This window comes from Aeromonas oralensis, from assembly GCF_049665575.1.
Classification (GTDB): domain Bacteria; phylum Pseudomonadota; class Gammaproteobacteria; order Enterobacterales; family Aeromonadaceae; genus Aeromonas; species Aeromonas hydrophila.
Genome location: NZ_CP187186.1, coordinates 1,412,344 through 1,431,395 on the forward strand (window position 1 = coordinate 1,412,344; position 19,052 = coordinate 1,431,395).

The 19,052-nt window shown below is 63.6% G+C and carries 18 protein-coding genes; 6 read left to right on the forward strand and 12 right to left on the reverse strand.

Annotation, left to right across the window (positions count from 1 at the left end):
* Positions 1–15: 15 nt before the first annotated feature.
* The 7 genes from ACPDZI_RS06870 to ACPDZI_RS06900 form a co-directional block, all read right to left on the reverse strand.
* Complete coding sequence (locus tag ACPDZI_RS06870) at positions 16–1,743, reverse strand: potassium/proton antiporter (protein WP_011705375.1); 1,728 nt, start codon at positions 1,741–1,743, stop codon at positions 16–18.
* A gap of 242 nt (positions 1,744–1,985) precedes the next feature.
* On the reverse strand, positions 1,986–2,132 hold the full coding sequence (locus tag ACPDZI_RS06875; RefSeq protein WP_005298986.1) for a hypothetical protein: 147 nt from the start codon (positions 2,130–2,132) through the stop codon (positions 1,986–1,988).
* A complete protein-coding gene (locus tag ACPDZI_RS06880; RefSeq protein WP_438834244.1) occupies positions 2,129–2,818 on the reverse strand; it encodes a M15 family metallopeptidase in 690 nt (229 codons plus the stop codon). Before ACPDZI_RS06880 ends, ACPDZI_RS06875 begins: the two co-directional genes overlap by 4 nt.
* The gene (dapE, locus tag ACPDZI_RS06885) at positions 2,815–3,942 is read right to left on the reverse strand and encodes a succinyl-diaminopimelate desuccinylase (protein ID WP_438834245.1); all 1,128 of its coding nucleotides are present in this window, start codon (positions 3,940–3,942) and stop codon (positions 2,815–2,817) included. Before dapE ends, ACPDZI_RS06880 begins: the two co-directional genes overlap by 4 nt.
* Before the next feature lie 22 nt (positions 3,943–3,964).
* A complete protein-coding gene (locus ACPDZI_RS06890) occupies positions 3,965–4,315 on the reverse strand; it encodes an ArsC family reductase (protein ID WP_438834246.1) in 351 nt (116 codons plus the stop codon).
* A gap of 195 nt (positions 4,316–4,510) precedes the next feature.
* Positions 4,511–5,422 (reverse strand): LysR family transcriptional regulator, encoded by a 912-nt coding sequence (locus ACPDZI_RS06895; RefSeq protein WP_005298997.1) that lies wholly within the window; start codon positions 5,420–5,422, stop codon positions 4,511–4,513.
* 315 nt (positions 5,423–5,737) lie between these two features.
* On the reverse strand, positions 5,738–6,052 hold the full coding sequence (locus ACPDZI_RS06900) for a hypothetical protein (protein WP_016350173.1): 315 nt from the start codon (positions 6,050–6,052) through the stop codon (positions 5,738–5,740).
* Between the two features lie 286 nt (positions 6,053–6,338).
* Here ACPDZI_RS06900 and dcuC point away from each other — a divergent pair, with 286 nt between their 5' ends.
* Both dcuC and ACPDZI_RS06910 read left to right on the forward strand, forming a co-directional pair.
* Complete coding sequence (gene dcuC / locus ACPDZI_RS06905) at positions 6,339–7,715, forward strand: C4-dicarboxylate transporter DcuC (RefSeq protein WP_438834247.1); 1,377 nt, start codon at positions 6,339–6,341, stop codon at positions 7,713–7,715.
* A gap of 84 nt (positions 7,716–7,799) precedes the next feature.
* The gene (locus ACPDZI_RS06910) at positions 7,800–8,939 is read left to right on the forward strand and encodes a M20 family metallopeptidase (RefSeq protein ID WP_438834248.1); all 1,140 of its coding nucleotides are present in this window, start codon (positions 7,800–7,802) and stop codon (positions 8,937–8,939) included.
* Between the two features lie 81 nt (positions 8,940–9,020).
* Here the strand turns inward: ACPDZI_RS06910 and ACPDZI_RS06915 are convergent, their stop codons facing one another.
* From ACPDZI_RS06915 to asnS, 3 genes are all read right to left on the reverse strand, one after another.
* Complete coding sequence (locus ACPDZI_RS06915) at positions 9,021–9,677, reverse strand: hypothetical protein (protein WP_438834249.1); 657 nt, start codon at positions 9,675–9,677, stop codon at positions 9,021–9,023.
* A 135-nt stretch (positions 9,678–9,812) separates the two neighbouring features.
* A complete protein-coding gene (locus ACPDZI_RS06920; RefSeq protein ID WP_076361279.1) occupies positions 9,813–11,156 on the reverse strand; it encodes an anaerobic C4-dicarboxylate transporter in 1,344 nt (447 codons plus the stop codon).
* A 378-nt stretch (positions 11,157–11,534) separates the two neighbouring features.
* A complete protein-coding gene (gene asnS / locus ACPDZI_RS06925) occupies positions 11,535–12,935 on the reverse strand; it encodes an asparagine--tRNA ligase (protein ID WP_268030362.1) in 1,401 nt (466 codons plus the stop codon).
* A 193-nt stretch (positions 12,936–13,128) separates the two neighbouring features.
* Here asnS and ACPDZI_RS06930 point away from each other — a divergent pair, with 193 nt between their 5' ends.
* Positions 13,129–13,479 (forward strand): hypothetical protein, encoded by a 351-nt coding sequence (locus ACPDZI_RS06930; protein WP_438834250.1) that lies wholly within the window; start codon positions 13,129–13,131, stop codon positions 13,477–13,479.
* Here the strand turns inward: ACPDZI_RS06930 and ACPDZI_RS06935 are convergent.
* A complete protein-coding gene (locus ACPDZI_RS06935; RefSeq protein WP_226033239.1) occupies positions 13,476–14,309 on the reverse strand; it encodes a HAMP domain-containing protein in 834 nt (277 codons plus the stop codon). The genes ACPDZI_RS06930 and ACPDZI_RS06935 overlap by 4 nt on opposite strands.
* A 135-nt stretch (positions 14,310–14,444) precedes the next feature.
* Complete coding sequence (gene bioA, locus ACPDZI_RS06940) at positions 14,445–15,719, reverse strand: adenosylmethionine--8-amino-7-oxononanoate transaminase (RefSeq protein WP_226033240.1); 1,275 nt, start codon at positions 15,717–15,719, stop codon at positions 14,445–14,447.
* 191 nt (positions 15,720–15,910) lie between these two features.
* Between bioA and bioB the strand changes: the two genes are divergently transcribed.
* From bioB to bioC, 3 genes are read left to right on the forward strand one after another with little or no spacing between them, the layout of a single operon-like run.
* Positions 15,911–16,999: a biotin synthase BioB gene (bioB, locus tag ACPDZI_RS06945; RefSeq protein WP_438834251.1), complete on the forward strand. Its 1,089-nt coding sequence runs from the start codon at positions 15,911–15,913 to the stop codon at positions 16,997–16,999.
* Positions 16,996–18,192 carry an 8-amino-7-oxononanoate synthase gene (bioF, locus tag ACPDZI_RS06950; RefSeq protein ID WP_438834252.1) on the forward strand — a complete coding sequence of 399 codons (1,197 nt, stop codon included), beginning with the start codon at positions 16,996–16,998 and terminating at the stop codon, positions 18,190–18,192. The genes bioB and bioF overlap by 4 nt, the downstream gene beginning before the upstream one ends.
* On the forward strand, positions 18,182–18,985 hold the full coding sequence (gene bioC / locus ACPDZI_RS06955) for a malonyl-ACP O-methyltransferase BioC (RefSeq protein ID WP_438834253.1): 804 nt from the start codon (positions 18,182–18,184) through the stop codon (positions 18,983–18,985). Before bioF ends, bioC begins: the two co-directional genes overlap by 11 nt.
* Positions 18,986–19,052: the final 67 nt, after the last annotated feature.

Sequence of the window (19,052 nt, forward strand, 5' to 3'; positions counted from 1 at the left end):
GGCAGACAACGACGATCAGACCGGATCTTCTTCCAGAAAGCGCACCCCGATCTTGCGGGGCTCACCCTCGTCCATTTCGGCCACGGTCCAGATCAGTCCCTGCCATTCGACGTGGTCGCCGACCACCAGATTATCGCCCAACTGGTGGGCAATGAAATGGCCAAGGGTCTGATCCGCCACCTCGCTCACATCCAGCCCGTACAGCGGGGCGAGATCCACCAGGTTGGCGGCCGCCTCCAGCAGGAAGTCGCCGAAGAAGCGGGGGCCCAGATCCTGCTCCGGCGCCTGGCTGAACAGCTGGCCGAGGGCGGGCAGGTCGCGCTCGTGGCCGATGACACAGAGGATGTCATCGGATTGCAGACAGGTACTGCCCGAGGGGTGCAGCAACTCCTGATCCCGGAACAGGGCGCAGATGCGGGTGCCCTTGGGCATGCGCAGATCCCGCAGCGGCGAGCCGATGCACCACTTCTCGTCGCTCAGGCGATAGACGAAGGTCTCCCACTGGCTGTCGAGATCGATCTCGAGCCCGGAGCGGTTGATGGGCGAGGGGGGCGCCGGTACCTCCACCCGCGCCAGCCTGGAGGCCAGCGGCAGCGAGCTGCCTTGCAAGATGAGCGAAACCAGCACCACGAAGAAGGCGACATTGAAGTAGAGCTGGGCGTTGGGCAGCCCCGCCATCATGGGGAATACCGCCAGAATGATCGGCACCGCGCCGCGCAGGCCGACCCAGGAGATGAACCAGCGCTCGCGCGGGGCGAAGTTCTTGAACGGCAGCAGTCCGATCCAGACCGAGATGGGGCGGGCGAACAGGATCATCCACATGGCCAGCGCCAGCGCCGGCAGGGCGATGGGCAGCAGCTTGTGGGGGGAGGCGAGCAGCCCCAGCACCAGGAACATGCCGATCTGGCTGAGCCAGGTCAGGCCGTCCAGCACCGACAAGGTGGTGCTGCGGCTGCGCAGGGAGAGGTTGCCGAGCAAGAGGCCGGTGAGATAGATGGCGAGGATGCCGCTGCCCCCCACCGCCGTGGTGAGGGCGAAGATGAGCAGGCCGCCGCTGACGGTGAGCAGCGGGTAGAGGCCGGGGGCAAGCTTGGCGCTGTTGATGAGCTTCCACAGCAGCCAGCCGCCGCCAAGGCCGATGCCGGCGCCCAGCCCGAACTGCTTGAGTAGCTGCAGCAGCAGAAAGCCGGCGTTGAGGTCTTGCTGGGCGCTGGCCAGCACCTCGATCAGGGTGACGGTGAGAAACACCGCCATGGGATCGTTGCTGCCCGACTCTATCTCCAGGGTGGCGCTGACCCGCTCGTTGAGGCTGCGCCCGCCAAGCAGGGAGAAGACCGCGGCCGCATCGGTGGAGCCGACAATGGCGCCGATCAGCATCCCCTGCATCAGGTTGAGATCAAACAGCCAGGCGGCGGCCAGGCCCGTCAGGCCGGTGGTGATGGCCACCCCGACCGTGGCCAGCGAGAGCGCGGGCCAGAGCGCCACTCGAAACGAGGAGACCCGGGTGCGCATGCCGCCGTCGAGCAGGATGATGGCAAGCGCCAGGTTGCCCACCAGATAGGCGATGGAGTAGTCGGCGAAGTGGATGCCGCCGGGGCCATCTTCACCGGCCAGCATGCCGACGGCGAGGAAGATCACCAGGATGGGGATACCGAGACGGGAGGAGAGCGCGCTCAACAGGACACTGGCGCCCACCAACAAGGCCGCGACGAGGAAAAAACTGTTGATGGTGACGGCATCCAATGGCGAACTCCTTCTGTCAAAATGCAAATCAGGCACATTATATGCAGTTTGTTGGGCTCGGTGTGGCTTAATTGTGCATTTATTTGCAGTTTTTTACATTTTTAGTGTCATGGCTGCGAAGGGTTCTGGCCGTCGAAAGGGGGTCGCCGGTGTCGCCAGCGCGATGAGCAACGTGATGATGTTCACAAAGTGGGCAGATAGCGACAGGGGCACCCGTGGGTGCCCCTGTCGGCGGACTCGAGTCAGTCGTCCTCGTCGTCCTTCACTTCCCGGATCTTGTCCTTGTAGCGGGGCAGCTCTTTCTCCAGTCGCTTCATGTCCTTGATGGCGTTGAGAAACAGGCCGAGCAGGAAGAGCAGTGGCAAGCCTATCCAGAGCCAGAGGTTCATGTGCTACTCCTTTCGTCGGTGGCCAGGGTGACATAGCGGGCCAGGATCTCGTCGAGGTTGGCCAGTATGGTCGCCTTGCCTTCAATATCCACCTGTTGCAGGCAAAGTGCCAGCGCGGCCGGGTCGAGCCGCTGCTCGCGTGACTCAGGCGCAAAGCTGAGGTGCCAGGGCTCATAGGCAACCCCGCTGCCGGCACCGACCGGTTTGGCGTAAGGCAGGAAGAAGCCGAAGTCGTTCATGCGATCCTCAAGCCACTCGCTCAGGTCGGCGAACCAGCCCCCGGCTTCATACTCCCAGGGCTCCAGCGCCAGCCTGGTGCCGGCGGGCAGGCAGTCCGGGTCGTAGATGTCGAGATCGGTGCCCCAGTGGTGGCGGCTGGTGCCGGGCAGGGCGCTCCAGCGGAGGATGGCGTGGAGGCGCTCCTCGTCGCTCAGTTGCAGGGCATCGATGGGCTGGCTGTGGGCATCGAGCAGCGGCCGCTCGCCGCGCCACTTGCCGTTCCAGATGGCGAGCTGGCGATCAAAGCCGCGCCAGCTGGAGGCGGGCTGCAGGTTGAAACCGGCGTGGGCGGCGGCCACCTGCATGTCGTTGAAGGCCGCCGCGGTGGCGGCCGTCAGCCGGTGCGGGCCTTGCCCCACCAGGATGAGGTGACCTTCATCCAACCCCAGCAGTTGCTCCTGGGTCATGCCAGCAACCTCGCGAGCACCCCTTGGTACATGTCTGCCAGCAGATCCAGATCGTCCGCCTTCACGCACTCGTTCACCTTGTGGATGGTGGCGTTGACCGGGCCCAGCTCGATCACTTCGGCGCCGGTGGGGGCGATAAAGCGTCCATCGGACGTTCCCCCGGTGGTGAGCAGGGCTGGCTGCTGGCCGTTTACCGCCTCGATGGCAGAGACCGCTGCCGCCAGCAGCTTGCCAGTGTCGGTGAGGAAGGGCTGGCCGGAGAGGGTCCAGCTGATCTGGTAATCCAGACCGTGCCTGTCCAGCAAGGCCTCGACACGCTCGCGGATATCCTGGTCGGTCAGTTGGGTGCTGAAGCGGAAGTTGAACTGGACGTGCAATTCGCCAGGAATGACGTTGGAGGCGCCGGTGCCCGCCGAGATGTTGGCTATCTGGAAGCTGGTGGGGGGGAAGTAGGCGTTGCCCTCATCCCACACGGTGGCGGCGAGCTCGGCCAGCGCCGGCGCGGCTTTGTGGATCGGGTTGTCCGCCAGATGGGGGTAGGCGACGTGGCCCTGCACCCCGCGCACCAGCAGATCGCCGGTGATGGAGCCGCGCCGGCCGTTCTTCACCACATCGCCGACCACGGCAGTGGAGGAGGGTTCGCCGACGATGCACCAGGTGATCTTCTCGTGGCGCGCTTCCAGGGTGTCGATCACCCGGGTGGTGCCATTGATGAAGGGCCCCTCTTCATCGGAGGTGATCAGGAAGGCGATCGACCCTGTGTGATCCGGATGTTCGGCGACAAAGCGTTCGACCGCCACCACCATGGCGGCCAGCGAGCCCTTCATATCGGCGGCGCCACGGCCGTAGAGCACGCCATCCTGGATGGTCGGCTCGAACGGCGGGGTATGCCATTTGTCCAGTGGGCCGGCGGGCACCACGTCGGTGTGGCCGGCGAAGCAGAACAGCGGCCCCTCGCTGCCGCGGCGGGCCCAGAGGTTGGTGGTGTCTTCGAACACCATGGGCTCGATGACGAAGCCGAGCTTGGCGAGGCGCTCCGCCATCAGGGTCTGGCACCCTTCATCCAGCGGGGTAACGGAGGGGCGGCGGATCAGATCCTTGGCCAGTGCGATGACATCCGACATCAGCGTTCCTTAGCAAAAAAGTTTAACGAGAGAAGAGGGATTGGTACTGATCGGCCTTGAAGCCCAGAGTCAGCTCGCCGTCCCGGTCCAGCAGCGGGCGCTTGATCATGGCCGGGTGCTCCAGCAACAGGGCACGCGCCTTGGCGGTGTCGAGCCCCTGCTTGGCCTCGTCCGGCAGGGCGCGAAAGGTGGTGCCGCGGCTGTTGAGCAGCGCTTCCCAGCCGAGCTGGCTTAGCCAGCGGTCGAGATCGTCCGGATTCAGGCCGTCGGCACGGTGGTCGTGAAAGCGGTAGTCGATGCCGGCCTGCTCCAGCCACTTGCGGGCTTTCTTGATGGTGTCGCAGTTCTTGATGCCATAGAGGGTGGTGGCCATGGGGAGTCCTTGTCTGCGGGCATGGGCCCGGAAAGCTGAAACTTGAGTCCTGAAACGGGAAATCAAGAAGAGGCCCGATTCTGGCATTGTGGCGATCTCAAGGCAACGCCGATGCGCATGGGGGAGGTGGGGCGAGGCGCTGGTCGGGCCTGGGGGGAGGGGAAAAGTGCCCGGCGCGGGACGCGCCGGCGGGCATCAGAGTTCGCTCTGGGTGCGACACCAGAGGTGCAGTTCGGATTCGAACCAGTTGAGCATGGCGTTGTTGTCGTCGCGACGATGGCGAATGAGGCTCACTTCGAAGGTGGGCAGGGCGAAGCGGGTCTCGTACTCCACCAGATCCAGCAGCGGCATCAGCGGGCGCAGCACCCGGGCAGGGGAGGTAAGCAGCAGAGGCGCGCACGGCAGGATGAAGGGGGCCGCCAGAAAGCTTTGCACTATCAAGGGGGTGTGCCGGGTCATGCCGTGGGCGGCCAGCAGATCATCGACGATGCCCCCTTCGCTGCCGCGGGGAGCGACCAGCAGGTGCTGGGCCTGGGCGAAGGATTCTATGCACAGCACCTGGCCCTGCAGCGGGTGGCTGCGGTGGGCGGCGCAGATCAGCTTGTCTTCGAACAGCGGGATGCGGCGAAAACGACCGGGCACCTCGTCCTGCTTGCTGATCACCATGCTGATGACCCCTTCGTCGAGCTGGCTCTCGTAGTCCGCATTGAGCGGCACCATGTGGATGCGCAGGTTGGGGGCCTGTTGCTGCAGCCGGGCCAGCAGGCTCGGCATCATCACGTACTCCACATAGGTGTGGGCCCCGATGCGCAGCACTCCCTCGAACTGGGCGGGGTCGAGCTGCTCGGGGGGGCTGAAGGTCTGCTCGATGTCGTGCAGGATCTCCCGCAGTGGCAACAGCAAGGCCTCCGCCCGGGCGGTGGGTTCCATGCCCTGGGGAGTGCGGATCAGCAGGGGATCGTCATAGAGCAGACGCAAGCGGGCCAGTGCCCGGCTGACGGCTGGCTGGCTCATGGCGAGCCGTTCGGCGGCCTTGGTGGTGTTGCGCTCCTCCAGCAGTGCCTTGAGCACCACCAGCAGGTTGAGGTCGACGCCTCGTAAATTCATTCTGTGCATAATGGAATACTAATAAATCATTTCCTTAAGCAGGGCCTTCACTTTAGTCTCGTTTCCCGTCGATGGTCAGCATGAAGCTTGGATAAATCAGCGATTTATGCAAACCCATGTTGTCCTGTTACCTCTTTCGCGTGGTGCCGGAGGTGGCAAGATTCGACAGCCTGAACTCTTTACTCTGGTCATCCAGAGCGTTGCTTGCTTAGTACCCGCCGTCTCGGCGGGTTTTTTTTGCCTGCGGTTCAGGAAAAGGGGCCCAAAGAAGTACAAAACGCGCCGGCGGGCGCGTTATTGTGAGGGGTGGATGACTCAGGGCGCAACCGGCCACTGGTAGTCAAACACCTTGGCACGCTCCCAGGGGGCCTCCGGCAGACTGGAGGAGAGGCCGGTATATTTGCCCACATCGTCCACCACGATGGCGGAGAGGATCGGCAACTGGTGCTCGGTGCAGTACATGCGGATGCGTTGCAGCAGCGTGCGCAGCTCATCCTGGCAATTCTCCAGCCCGGCCTGCCTGGCCAGCTTGGAGTAACGAATGGTGGTGCGTTCCTTTGCAGACTCGACGAGGATATCCCATAGCTTGTAGTCGCAGGTCGTCATGCCTGCGTTGGCTCGGTCTGTCATAACTCTCTCCGGCGCGAAACGGTCGCTGTGTGTCGATGCGCATCTTGGCCAGTTCACTGGCCCCTGACGTTGATCCAAAGCAAAAAAGCCTGAGGTTATTCGCCAGAACGCGTGGCAAAGGGATTCTAAAGGTTTGTCTTTAGTTTAAATTGCTGTTTTTTGTTAATTGAGTAGCATTTTGTTTCATTGAAAAGTGATCAAGCCATCTTTCTTGACGGGGATCAATGGGAAAGCGCGGTCAGACCACTAGATTTCGCTCCTCGATAACTTTATCAGGAGTGAATATTTGGAACTCGTCTTCGTCTTGCTCGTACTGCTGGCCGTGGTCTACGGCATCGTCAAGGATTACAACCCGCAGGCGGTGCTGGCGCTGGCCGGCATGGCCATCTTCACCGTCGCCTACTGGCTGGGACTGCACCCGATTCTGCCCGCCGACAAGAGCACCGGCTTCGCCCTGTTCGACCTGTTCGAGGTGTTCAAGGGGATCTTCTCCTACCGGGCGGCGGGGCTCGGCCTCACCATCATGGCGGTGGCCGGCTTTGCCACCTACATGTCCCATATCGGTGCCTCCCAGGCGCTGGTGCGGGTGGCGGTCAAACCGGTGGCGGGCATCCAGTCCAGCTACCTGATGCTGGCCATCTGCTACCTGGTGGCGGTCTTCGTCTCCCTGTTCGTTACCTCCGCCACCGGCCTTGGCCTGCTGTTGATGGTCACCATGTACCCGGTGATGCGCAACCTCGGCATCAGCCCGGCCTCCGCCTGCGGCGTCATCGCCACCTCCCAGGCGTTCGAGATTGGCCCGACCCAGACCAACGCCATCTTCTCCGCCGGCCAATCCGGCATGGATCCCACCAGCTATTTCGTCGATTACCAGATCTGGCTGGTGGCCCCCATGCTGCTGGTGACCATGGTGTTGCACTTCTTCTGGCAGCGGCACTGTGACCGCCAGGATGGTTGGGATCCGGCCCTGCATCGCGGCGAACACGCCGAGCTGGACGAGCAGGGCACCGAGGCGGTAGCGGCGCCCACCTGGTATGCCCTGCTGCCCATCATCCCCTTCGTGCTGATGATGACCTTCTCCAAACTACTGGTGACCACCATCAGCGTCAGCGTGGAGGTGGCCATGCTGCTGTCCGTCTTTATCGGCATGCTGTGCGAGCTGCTGCGAACCCGCTCGGTGCGCACCGCCTTCGCGGGGCTCTCCAGCTTCCTCGACGGCATGGGCAAGGTGTTCGGCCCCGTGGTGGCGCTCATCGTCTGCGCCGAGCTGTTCGCGGAATCCCTCAAGGCCATCGGCGCCATCGACACCCTGCTGCACTCTGCCAGCAATGCCGGTATCGGCAGCGGTCTGATGACGCTGGTGATGGTGGGACTCATCATGGTGGCGGCGGCCATCATGGGCTCTGGCAATGCGGCGTTCCTCAGCTTCTCGACCCTGGCACCGGCGGTGGCGGCCAAGTTCGGCGTACCTGCGGTGACCATGCTGCTGCCGATGCAACTCGCCTCCAGCATCGGTCGCACCGTCTCCCCCATCGCGGCGGTGCTTATCGCCTGTGCGGGCATCGCCAAGGTCTCCCCCTTCGTGGTGGTCAAACGCACCTGCGTGCCCATGGCCGGCGCCTTGGTGACCGCGCTCACCCTCAACTATCTGCTGTTTATGTAACCGGGTGGCGGACGGCCCGGGTCGTCCGCCCCTTTCATTCGGCCGTCGGGCGGGAGGTGTGTCCTCCCGTCCCAGGAGATGACAATGACAGACTCTCGCAACGCTTTTTCCCTGGACGCCTACCTGGCGGATCTGGCCCCGCTCATCAATCTCGATTGCGGTACCCGCACCCCGGCCGGGGTGGCTCGGGTCGCCGATATCATGGCCGAGAAATATGAAGCCATCGGCTGGCAGGTGACCCGCCACCAGTTTGCCGCCGAGTGCGGCCCCTGCCTCGAGGCAACCAATGCCCCCGGCGCCAGCCACTACGACGTGATGCTGGTGGGCCACATGGACACCGTCTTCCCCGAGGGGACGGCGGCCAAGCGCCCATTGAAAATCGAAGGCAATCAGGCCTTTGGCCCCGGCGTGTCGGACATGAAGAGCGGCCTGCTCTCCACCTGGTATGCCCTCAAAGAGATGGAGCCCGCCGTGCTGGCCAAGCTCAAGGTGCTGGTCTGCTGCAACTGCGACGAGGAGATTGGCTCCCCCTGGTCCAAAGAGTGGCTGGTGGAAAAAGCCAAGCAGAGTGGCTGCGTGCTGGTGGCCGAAGCGGCGCGCCCGAGCGGTGATCTCATCAGCGCCCGCAAGGGCAATGCCAAGTACCGCATTACCTTCCACGGCAAGGCCTCCCACGCCGGTTCGGCGCTAACCGAAGGGGTCTCAGCCATCACAGAGCTGGCTCATTGGGTGCTCGCCATCAACGAACAGGTCAATATGGAGACTGGCACCACCATGAACGTCGGCGTGGTACAGGGCGGTACCGGCGTCAATGTGGTGCCCGACTTTGCCGAGGCGATCGTCGATCTGCGCTTCTGGAGCAATGCAGAGGCGGCAGCGGTGCACGAGCGGTTCACCTTTATGGCCAACAACCCCTTCCTCACGGGCTGTCGGGTCGAGGTGGATCGCCAGAGCTTCAAGCCGGCGATGCGCCCGAGTGGCGACACCGAGGCCGTGATGGCGCAGGTGGAGGCGGCAGCGAAAGAGGAGGGGATCTCCTTCAACTGGCTGGAGGCCGGTGGCGGCTCCGATGCCAATTTCACCGCCGCTGCGGGTGTGCCGTCGCTGGATGGCTTCGGCCCCATGGGCGGCGGTTTCCACTCGGAGGCGGAATTCCTGCTGCTCGATAGCATCGAGCCGCGCATCCGCCTGTTGCAGCGGGTGCTGGGCAAGCTGGCCAACTAGGTCGTCGTCAAAGACAAGCAAAACGGGAGGCCATCGCCTCCCATTTTTTATCTGGCATGCCGGTTCAGACGAGCTGTCCTGCTACCCCTCATCCTCCAGCAGATAGGCGAGCTGCTCCTGACGGGCAACCTGCCAGTGGCCGAGCACCAGCGGCGCCGCAAAGCCCGGGCCGTCGGTCACCATGGTGTGGTACTCCCCCTGCTCGCCGCAGGCATCGAAGCCCTGGCTTGCCGCCAGCTGCTGCAACTCGGCGAGGGTGGTGGCATCGAGGGTGCGCCCCACCCACTCGGAGGCCAACACTTTGGTATCGACGCAGGAGAGGTGGGCGACGATGCCGCGGGTCAGCAGATCCGCCAGCAGCGCCTCGCGGCTTTGCTGCCAGAGCGGGGTGTGGACTTTGATACCAAGCGGGCGGCAGCGCTCGCGGATCCAGTTCGGCGCGCCCCCCACGCTGTCGATATCGCCGGTGACCACTCCATCCAGGCGCCACTCCTCTTTCAATGCCGCCAGCGCCGTTTCATAACCGAGATCGAACGGCGCTTCGATGGTGAGCAGCAGATGGGGCAGCCCGAGGGCCGCCGCCTGCCGACGCACCTGCGACAGGGGATGGGCCAGAAAGCGGGGTTCGGGCGGGGCAAAGGTGGCCAGTGCCACCACCTGATGACCCGCCTCGCGGGCATGGCAGAGGGCCTGCATGGCATCCTTGCCGCCGCTCCAGAGCACGATGACGCGAGACATGGGGGAGATTCCGCAAAGAAAAGAGGGGTCATGCTACCCAGAGTGCGGGCGGTTGGCAAAGCGGGATAGGGCAGGGGGCAAAACAGCAGGCCCCCGGGTGGGGGCCTGCTGGACTGGCTAAGCGGTGCCTGTTGCTTAGAGCAGTATGCTGGTCAGCAGATAACCCAGGGTACAGGAGGTGGCGACCCCGATCAGACCCGGAATGATGAAGCTGTGGTTGATGATGAACTTGCCGATGCGGGTGGTGCCGGAGCGGTCGAAACCGATACAGGCGAGATCGCTCGGGTAGGTCGGCAGCACGAAGTAGCCGTAGCTCGCCGGCAGGAAGGCGATCAGCAGCTTGGGCTCCACACCCAGCGCCAGCCCCATGGGAGCGATGGCGGTCAGGGCTGCAGCCTGGCTGTTGACCAGCTTGGAGATGAGGAACAGCACCAGGGCATAGGTCCAGGGCTGGGCCTGCACCACGTGGGCCAGGGTTTCTTTCAGCAGCGGCATGTGGGCCTGGAAGAAGGTTTCGCTCATCCAGGCGACCCCGAATACCGAGAAGATCGCCACCATGCCGGCCTTGAACACGGCGCCGTTGGAGATGTCACCCGGCTTGACCTTGCAGCGCATCAGGATGATGGCACCGGCAATCAGCATCATCATCTGGATCACCAGGTTCATGGAGAGCGGGCCTGTCTTGCCGCCCATCTCGAACACCGGGCGCAGGGAGGCGTCGGCCCCCAGCACCACCACGGCGGCGATGGCGGCGAAGAAGATCCAGGTCGACCAGTAGGCCTCTTTCGGGAACTTGGTGTTGAGCAGGGTCTCACCACCGCCGTAGACGAAGGCACGCTGTTCCGGATCCTTGATCTTGGCCTGAAACTCTTCGTCTTTGTCCAGATCCTTGCCGCGACGCAGGCTCCAGAGGGCCGCGACTATGACCCCGGTGAGCGAGGAGGGGATGGCTACCATCAGGATGTCGAGCAGGCTGTAGGCCTGACCGATGCCGTGACCGGCCGCCAGGATGGAGACCATGGAGACCACGGCAACGGAGACCGGCGAGGCGCAGATCGCCATCTGGGAGGCGACGGAGGCGACAGCCATCGGGCGCTCGGGGCGGATGTTCTTCTGCAGCGCGATGTCGGCGATGATGGGGAACATGGTGTAGACCACGTGGCCGGTACCGCACAGGAAGGTGAGGGTCCAGGTGGTGAGCGGTGCCAGGATAGTGATGTATTGCGGGTGGCGGCGCAGCAGACGCTCGGCCACCTGCATCATCAGGTTGAGACCGCCGGCGGTCTGCAGGGTGGCAGCACAGCCGATCACCGCCAGTATGGTCAGCATCACCTGCACCGGCGGTTCGCCCGGGGTGAGACCGAACACGAAGGTCAACAGGAACAGACCGATACCGCTGATGAGACCCAGCCCCATGCCCCCAAACCGGGTACCCAGCAGCAAGCAGCCGAGTACCACCAAAAACTCCATCAAGATCATTCCATTACCTCGCGTTATTTAATCCATGTCTGTGCTGTGTTGGGCTCATGGACCGGGATTGTCTGTTTTTTATTTAGCCCTAAAGGGTTAGTGGTTATTGTGCCTGCCAAAAAAGGGCAAAAATTTGAGGTACTTCAATAACTCATCGATTTTTGATTTAACGTCATAAAAACCACGTATTAACGTTTTTGTTATTTCGAGGGCAATAAGTGGCAGCGTATGGGGCTCAACGGCTGGCGCGGGGCGGGTGTGTCAGCAAGGTGGCGTGACGGAGGGGGGGCAAGAGTGATTAATTGTGGTGCTGGCAAGGCCGTCCGGCCGCCGGACGGGCAACAAAAAGCCGACCCTGAGGTCGGCTTTTAAGGCAACGTCCTGTAATCAGAACTCGGCGGTGCGCGGGGTGCGCGGGAAGGGGATCACGTCGCGGACGTTGCCCATGCCGGTCACGTAAACCACCAGGCGCTCGAAGCCCAGACCGAAACCGGAGTGCGGGACGGTACCGTAGCGGCGCAGGTCGCGATACCACCAGTAGTCTTCCTTGTTCAGACCCATCTCGGCCAGACGGGCATCCAGCACGTCCAGACGCTCTTCACGCTGGGAGCCACCAATGATCTCGCCGATACCCGGGGCCAGTACGTCCATGGCGGCGACGGTCTTGCCGTCGTCGTTGAGGCGCATGTAGAAGGCCTTGATGTCTTTCGGGTAGTTCTTCACCACCACCGGGGACTTGAAGTGCTCTTCGGCCAGGTAGCGCTCGTGCTCGGAGGAGAGGTCGATACCCCAGGAGACCGGGAACTCGAAGCTCTTACCGCAGTTTTTCAGCACTTCGATGGCGTCGGTGTAGTCAATCTGGGCGAAGTCGGAGGCGACGAAGCGCTCCAGACGACCGATGGCGTCCTTGTCCACGTGCTGGGCGAAGAACTCCAGATCGTCGCGGCGCTCACTCAGCACCGCGTTGAAGACATACTTCAGCATGGCTTCGGCCAGGGCGGCGTTGTCTTCCAGATCGGCGAAGGCCACTTCCGGCTCAACCATCCAGAATTCGGCCAGGTGGCGGCTGGTGTTGGAGTTTTCGGCGCGGAAGGTGGGCCCGAAGGTGTAGACCTTGGACAGCGCACAGGCGTAGGTTTCGACGTTGAGCTGGCCGGATACGGTCAGGAAGGTCTCTTTGCCGAAGAAGTCCTTGTCATAGTCCACCTTGCCTTGCGGGGTGCGCGGCAGGTTTTCCATGTCCAGGGTGGAGACGCGGAACATCTCGCCTGCGCCTTCGGTGTCGGAGGCGGTGATGAGTGGCGCGGCGATCCACAGATAGCCCTGCTCGTGGAAGAAGCGGTGGATGGCCTGGGAGAGGCAGTTGCGTACCCGGGTCACGGCGCCGACGATGTTGGTGCGGGCGCGCAGGTGGCCCTGCTCGCGCAGGTATTCGATGCTGTGACGCTTGGCGGACATGGGGTAGGTGTCCGGATCTTCGACCCAGCCCACCACCTTGACGTCGGTGGCCTGCAGTTCGAACGCCTGGCCGCTACCCTGAGACTCGACTACCAGACCGGTCACTTCCACCGAGCAAGCCGTGGTCAGACGCAGCACTTCATTCTCGTAATTGGCCAGGGTATTGGGGACGACTGCCTGTACCGGATGGAAACAGGAGCCATCGGAGATGGCCAAAAATGAGATCCCCGCCTTGGAATCGCGGCGGGTCCGGATCCACCCTTTGACTGTCTGGGTGGTGCCGACCGCATACTTACCGGTCAGCACATCTACTACGGATGCGTGCGTCATCGAAATATTGTCTCCAGCTTGTTCTTGCAGCGCTATTTGCAACACTTGGGGTCTGGCCCGGGCAATCTTGGCCCATCATGGCAGACTAAGCCGTCAATCTTACCCGCGCAGGTTTGATAAACAAGCAAAAATGTCGGACTCTGGGGGGGATTTCGGCGCCTATCGGCGGATTGGCAGGCCAGTTGGACGGGGGATGGACGTGAAAGAGCTGCGACGGGGGCCGGACCGGCTGACACGGGTGTTGCAGGGGCTGGTGATGCTCTGCTGGGGCGGCTTCATCGTCCTGCTCTCCCTCTATCATTTCGCCAGACCACAGACGGCCTACGGTTTTCTGGTCTATGGCGGGGTCAGGGTACGCCAGAGCTGGGATCCCCTGCTCACCCCCTGGCTGCTGCACGGGCTCTGGGGATGCTGCCTGCTGACCCTGGCGGTGCTGCTGGCGGAGCGCCGACGCTGCCGGCGGCAGGAGGACACGGGGCGGGTGCACCTGACCATCTTGCTGCTGATCCTGATGGCCAGTCTGCTGTTCTACTACCTGGGCTAGTCCTCTTTTCTTCTCTCTGTCGCCTTCTGCTCGCTCCCCTCCACCGGCGCGGCGGGTCGTTTGCCGAGCTGACGCTCCACGCTGTCGAGCATCTGGTTGTAGGCGAGCGCCACCCGGCCAATCTCGTCCCCTTCATCCCCTTCCAGCCGGTGGCCGAAGTCGTGCAGGTCGGTGGCCTCCTCCATGGAGCGGGTCAGCTGGTTGAGGGGGCGGACGATCCAGGTGCGGATGACCCAGAGGGTCAGCAACAGACCCAGGCCGAAGATGACGGTGAGGCTCAGCGCCGAGGTGAGGATGTTCTGCTCGACCCGGGTAAACAGGGTGTCGAGGGAGTAGTCAAAGCGCACCGCCCCCAGCACGGTATTCTCCGGCACCAGGTGGCAGCTGGTGCAGTCGGTGCCGCGAAAATCCTTCTTGGCCAGCAGCGGGCGGGTCACCACCAGCTTGCTGTGCATGCCGTCGTGCACCACCTCCAGGCTGCCCTTGCCGGCCAGTGCCAGCTCATCAAACCTGTCCTTGGGCTGCTCGCTCTGGTGGCCGCCCCCGTACTGCTTGCTCACCGCCTCGCTGCGCACGATGCGGGCATCCTCCACGTGGGCGTGTTCGAGAAACTTGCCGCGCAGGGTGTCGCGGGCATCCATCTTGCCGGTCAGCATCAGCATGTTGAGGCCATCGAAGTAGGCCTCGGTCTGCTCGCGGCTCTGCTCCTTGATGAGGGTCAGGATCAGGTCGCGTTCACGCACCGCCTGATAGGCGGCGGAGAACACCAGCACCATGGAGAAGATGAACAGCAGGAAGAAGTTGATTTTGGCAGCAATGGAGAGGCGCATGGGAACGGTACATCTGTTGGGTAAAACCCGCGCAGTCTACGCGTCTTGGCCGCCCGGGTCTGGTGTCTTGCTCACATTCTGATGAAAAAGAGTCAAAAGACCCTGCCTGGTCGGGCAGGGCCTGCCACGTCTGACTCAGAACTCGCCGCTGTGGATGGCGGCGGTGATGGCGTTGGTCAGCACGGTTAATTGTGCCGGGCTGATGACGAAGGGGGGCATCAGATAGACCAGCTTGCCAAACGGCCGGATCCAGGCACCCAGTTCGACGAACTTGCGCTGGATGCGCGCCACGTCCACCCGCTCCTTCATCTCTACCACTCCGATGGCGCCAAGCACCCGCACGTCCGCCACCGCCGGGTGCAGGGTCAGTTCCACCAGTTCGGTTTTGAGTTGGTGTTCGATGGCGCGCACCCGCTCCTGCCACGGCGAGGCGAGCAGCAATTCGATGGAGGCATTGGCCACGGCGCAGGCCAAGGGGTTGCCCATGAAGGTCGGTCCATGCATGAAGACGCCCGCCTTCCCATCACACACGGTGCGAGCCACATGCTCGGTAGTGAGCGTGGCCGACAGCGTCAGATAGCCGCCGGTGAGCGCCTTGCCCAGACACATGATGTCGGGGCTGATGCCGGCCCAGTCACAGGCAAACAGCTGGCCGGTGCGGCCAAAGCCGGTGGCGATCTCGTCGGCAATCAGCAGCAGGCCGAACTCGTCGCACAGGGCGCGCACCCACTGCAGGTAGCGGGGATGGTAGAAGCGCATGCCGCCGGCGCCCTGCACGATGGGCTCGAGCACGATGGCGGCGATTTCCTCGTGATGGTCTGCCACCAGGGTGGCGAGCTCCACCACGCACTGCTCGTCCCACTCGGCGTGGAAGCGGCAGCTGGGCGCTTCGACAAAATGGTGCTCGGGCAGAAAGCCCTTGTAGAGCTCGTGCATGCCGCCATCCGGATCGCAGACGCTCATGGCGCCGAAGGTGTCACCGTGATAGCCGCCGCGCAGGGCGACAAATTTGGCCCTTGGCGTCCCCTTGGCGTGCCAGTACTGCTGCGCCATCTTGAGCGCTACTTCTACCGCTACCGAACCCGAGTCCGCCAGAAAGACCCGATCCAGCTTGGCTGGGGTGATCTCCACCAGCTTGCGGCACAGATCGACGGCGGGGGCGTGGGTGAGGCCGCCAAACATCACGTGGGACATCTTGCCGAGCTGGGCAGTGGCGGCTGCATCGAGCTCCGACACTTGATAGCCGTGCACACAAGCCCACCAGGAGCTCATGCCATCCACCAGTTCGCGGCCGTCGCTGAGGGTGAGGGTCACTCCCTTGGCACTGGCCACTTCATAGCAGGGCAGGGGATGGGTGAGGGAGGTATAGGGGTGCCAGACGTGGTGTAGGTCGAATTCTTGGTTGGTCATTTTATATTCTGTTGTCAATTAATTTGATCTGGTTGGTGTTGACAGTCTACGCGTGCTCTCTACACTAGCCAACAATTTCAGCCACTTGGCTGCGTGCAGCCCGACTCGGGTGCAGGCCGGGTGGCGGCTTCTGCGTTTGCCCATGCAAGCTGGCGGCGCAGGATCCCACTTATAACAATTGGAAGCCATGTATGAATGCTCTCACCGCGGGCGCTCACGCCCTTCGTCACGACTGGACCCTCGCCGAGGTTCAGGCCCTGTTTGCCCTGCCATTCAACGATCTGCTGTTCCGGGCCCAGACCGTCCACCGCGCCCATTTCGATCCGAACGAAGTACAGGTGAGCACTTTGCTCTCCATCAAGACCGGTGCCTGCCCGGAGGATTGCAAGTACTGCCCCCAGAGCGCCCGTTATCACACCGGCCTTGAGGCCGAGCGGCTGATGGAGGTGGAGAAAGTGCTGGAGCGGGCCCGCGAAGCCAAGGCCAACGGCTCGTCCCGCTTCTGCATGGGGGCCGCCTGGCGCAACCCCAAAGAGAAGGACATGCCCTATATCCTGCGGATGATCGAGGAGGTGCGCGGGCTCGGCATGGAGACCTGCATGACGCTCGGGATGCTCACCGCCGATCAGGCGGCGCGCCTCGGCGCCGCCGGCCTTGACTACTACAACCACAACCTCGACACCTCGCCGGAGTTTTACGGTGACATCATCACCACCCGCACCTATCAGGACCGGCTTGATACCCTGGAGCATGTGCGCGGCGCCGGTATGAAGGTCTGCTCCGGCGGCATCGTCGGCATGGGCGAGCAGGCGAAAGATCGGGCCGGCCTCTTGATGGCGCTCGCCAATCTGCCGCGCCACCCGGAGAGCGTGCCCATCAACATGCTGGTCAAGGTGAAGGGCACGCCGCTGGAGAACCAGGAGAACCTCGATCCGTTCGAATTTATCCGCACCATTGCCGTGGCCCGCATCATGATGCCGGCTTCCCACGTGCGCCTCTCCGCCGGGCGGGAGAAGATGAACGAGCAGATGCAGGCCATGTGCTTTATGGCTGGGGCCAACTCCATCTTCTATGGCTGCAAGCTGCTGACCACCCCCAACCCGGACGAAAACAGCGATATGCAGCTGTTCAAGCGGCTCGGCATTCGTCCTGCCCAGCGGGCCCAGAAGCCGGATCAGGTCCAAGAAGAGGCGCTGCTGGCCGAGGTGAGCCGTCAGAGCGAACCAAGCGATCTCTTTTATGACGCCACCCGCCCCCGAGCTGGAGCCGCGCAGTCATGAACGGCCCTGCAGTAACGGGCCCCTTTGGGTTGGGCATGGCGCTGGCCGAGCGCGAGCTGGCGGGTCTGCTGCGCAGCCGCGTCGCGACCGACGGGGCGAGTGGCGGATGGCTCAGGGTGGCCGGGTGCGATTACCTCAACTTTTCCGCCAACGACTATCTGGGGCTTGCCGGTCACCCCGCCATCAAGACTGCTTTTCAGGAGGGGATTGACCGTCATGGTGCGGGCGCCGGCGCCTCGCCGCTGGTGACTGGCTACAGTCGTGCCCACCAACAGCTGGAAGAGACGCTTGTTGACTGGTTGGGGGTGGAGGCAGTGCTGCTGTTCAACTGCGGTTTCTCGGCCAATCAGGCGGTGCTCAAGGCGCTGCTTGGCAAGGATCACCTGCTGTGGCAGGACAAACTCAACCACGCCTCCCTGCAGGAGATGGGCAGCCAGTTGCCCTGCAAGATGAAGCGCTTCAGCCACAACGACATGACGGCTCTTGAGCGGCAGCTTGAGCCAAGCCGCGGCTTGATCGTCTCGGAGGGGGTGTTCAGCATGGATGGGGATCAGGGCCCCTGGCGCGAGCTCGCCGCCCTGGCTGCCCAAAGCGGCAACTGGCTGATGATCGACGATGCCCACGGCCTCGGCGTGCTGGGGCCACAAGGGCGGGGCACCCTGGCGGCGCAGGGGGGTGCTCCTGCCAGCGTACACATCCAGATGGGGACCTTCGGCAAGGCGCTCGGGGTGGCCGGCGCCTTTGTGGGCGGCAGTCGCGAGCTGGTGGAGTACCTGGTCAATTTTGCCCGCCACTATGTCTACAGCACCCATATGCCCGCCGCGCAGGCGTGCGCCGTGCGCCAGAGCATCGAGCTGGTACGCGTAGCCGACGAAGCCCGTGCCCACCTGGCTCGCCTTGTCGCCCGGTTCCGGCAGGGGGCGCAGGCGCTAGGCTGGCGGCTTGGGGCAAGCGATACCCCCATCCAGCCGCTGCTGGTGGGGGAGAGCGTCTCTGCCCTGCAACTGGCCGAGCGTCTGCGGAAGTGCGGTGTCTGGGCTGGTGCCATCCGCCCGCCCACGGTGCCGGTCGGCACGGCGCGGCTGCGTATTACTCTGAGCGCGGCTCACCGCGAACAGGATGTGGATCGCCTGCTCGAGGCCCTGGGACCCCGCCCATCCACTGACGAGAGAGGGGGCGCCCATGGTGCATGAGCGTTTCCAGTCGGTGGACAAGGCGCAGCTCGCCCGCCGCTTCGGGGCGGCGGCCCGCCACTACGACGCCCACGCCCGCTTCCAGCAGGAGGTGGGGCTGGCGCTGCTTGAGCGGATGCCGGACAGGCAGGTTGGCACAGATCTGACCGTGAGCGGGCTGGATCTGGGCTGCGGCACCGGTTTCTTTCTGCCAGCTTTGGCCGGGCGCTGCAGCGAGCTGACCGGGCTGGATCTGGCTCCCGGCATGCTGGCGCAGGCCGCCCTTCGCGGCAGCGGCGCCCGTCTGCTGTGCGGTGATGCCGAGCAGCTCCCCTTTGCCGACGAGACGTTTGACTGGGTCTTCTCCAGCCTGGCACTGCAGTGGTGCGAGCGACCGGCCCAGGCCTTCGCCGAGCTGCACCGGGTGCTCAAACCCGGCGGCCGGCTGCTGTTCTCGACCCTGCTGGCCGAGTCGCTTTGGCAATTGCGTGAGGCCTGGCGCACGGTTGACGAGTGTGATCATGTCAATCGCTTCCTCAGCCTGCCACAATTGCAGCATGCCATCGCCGCCGGCGGTTTTGCCGCCCCGACGTTGGAGAATCTGACCTGGTCGCTCGGCTACCCCGAGCTCAACGGCTTGCTGCGCGATCTCAAGGGGATCGGTGCCAGCCAGGTCAATGACGAGCGTCATACCGGACTGAGCAGTCGCCAGCGTCTGCAGCGCCTGAGCCAGGCCTATGAAGCCCATCGCCAACCGGATGGCCTGCTGGCCGCCAGTTATCAGGTGTGCCTCGGCCAGCTGATCCGCCGCTAACCGATCTCATGGGCCGAGAGAATTGAGAAGCCGCTGCCCGCCATTGCGAGCCCGGGCAGCGGCCCCG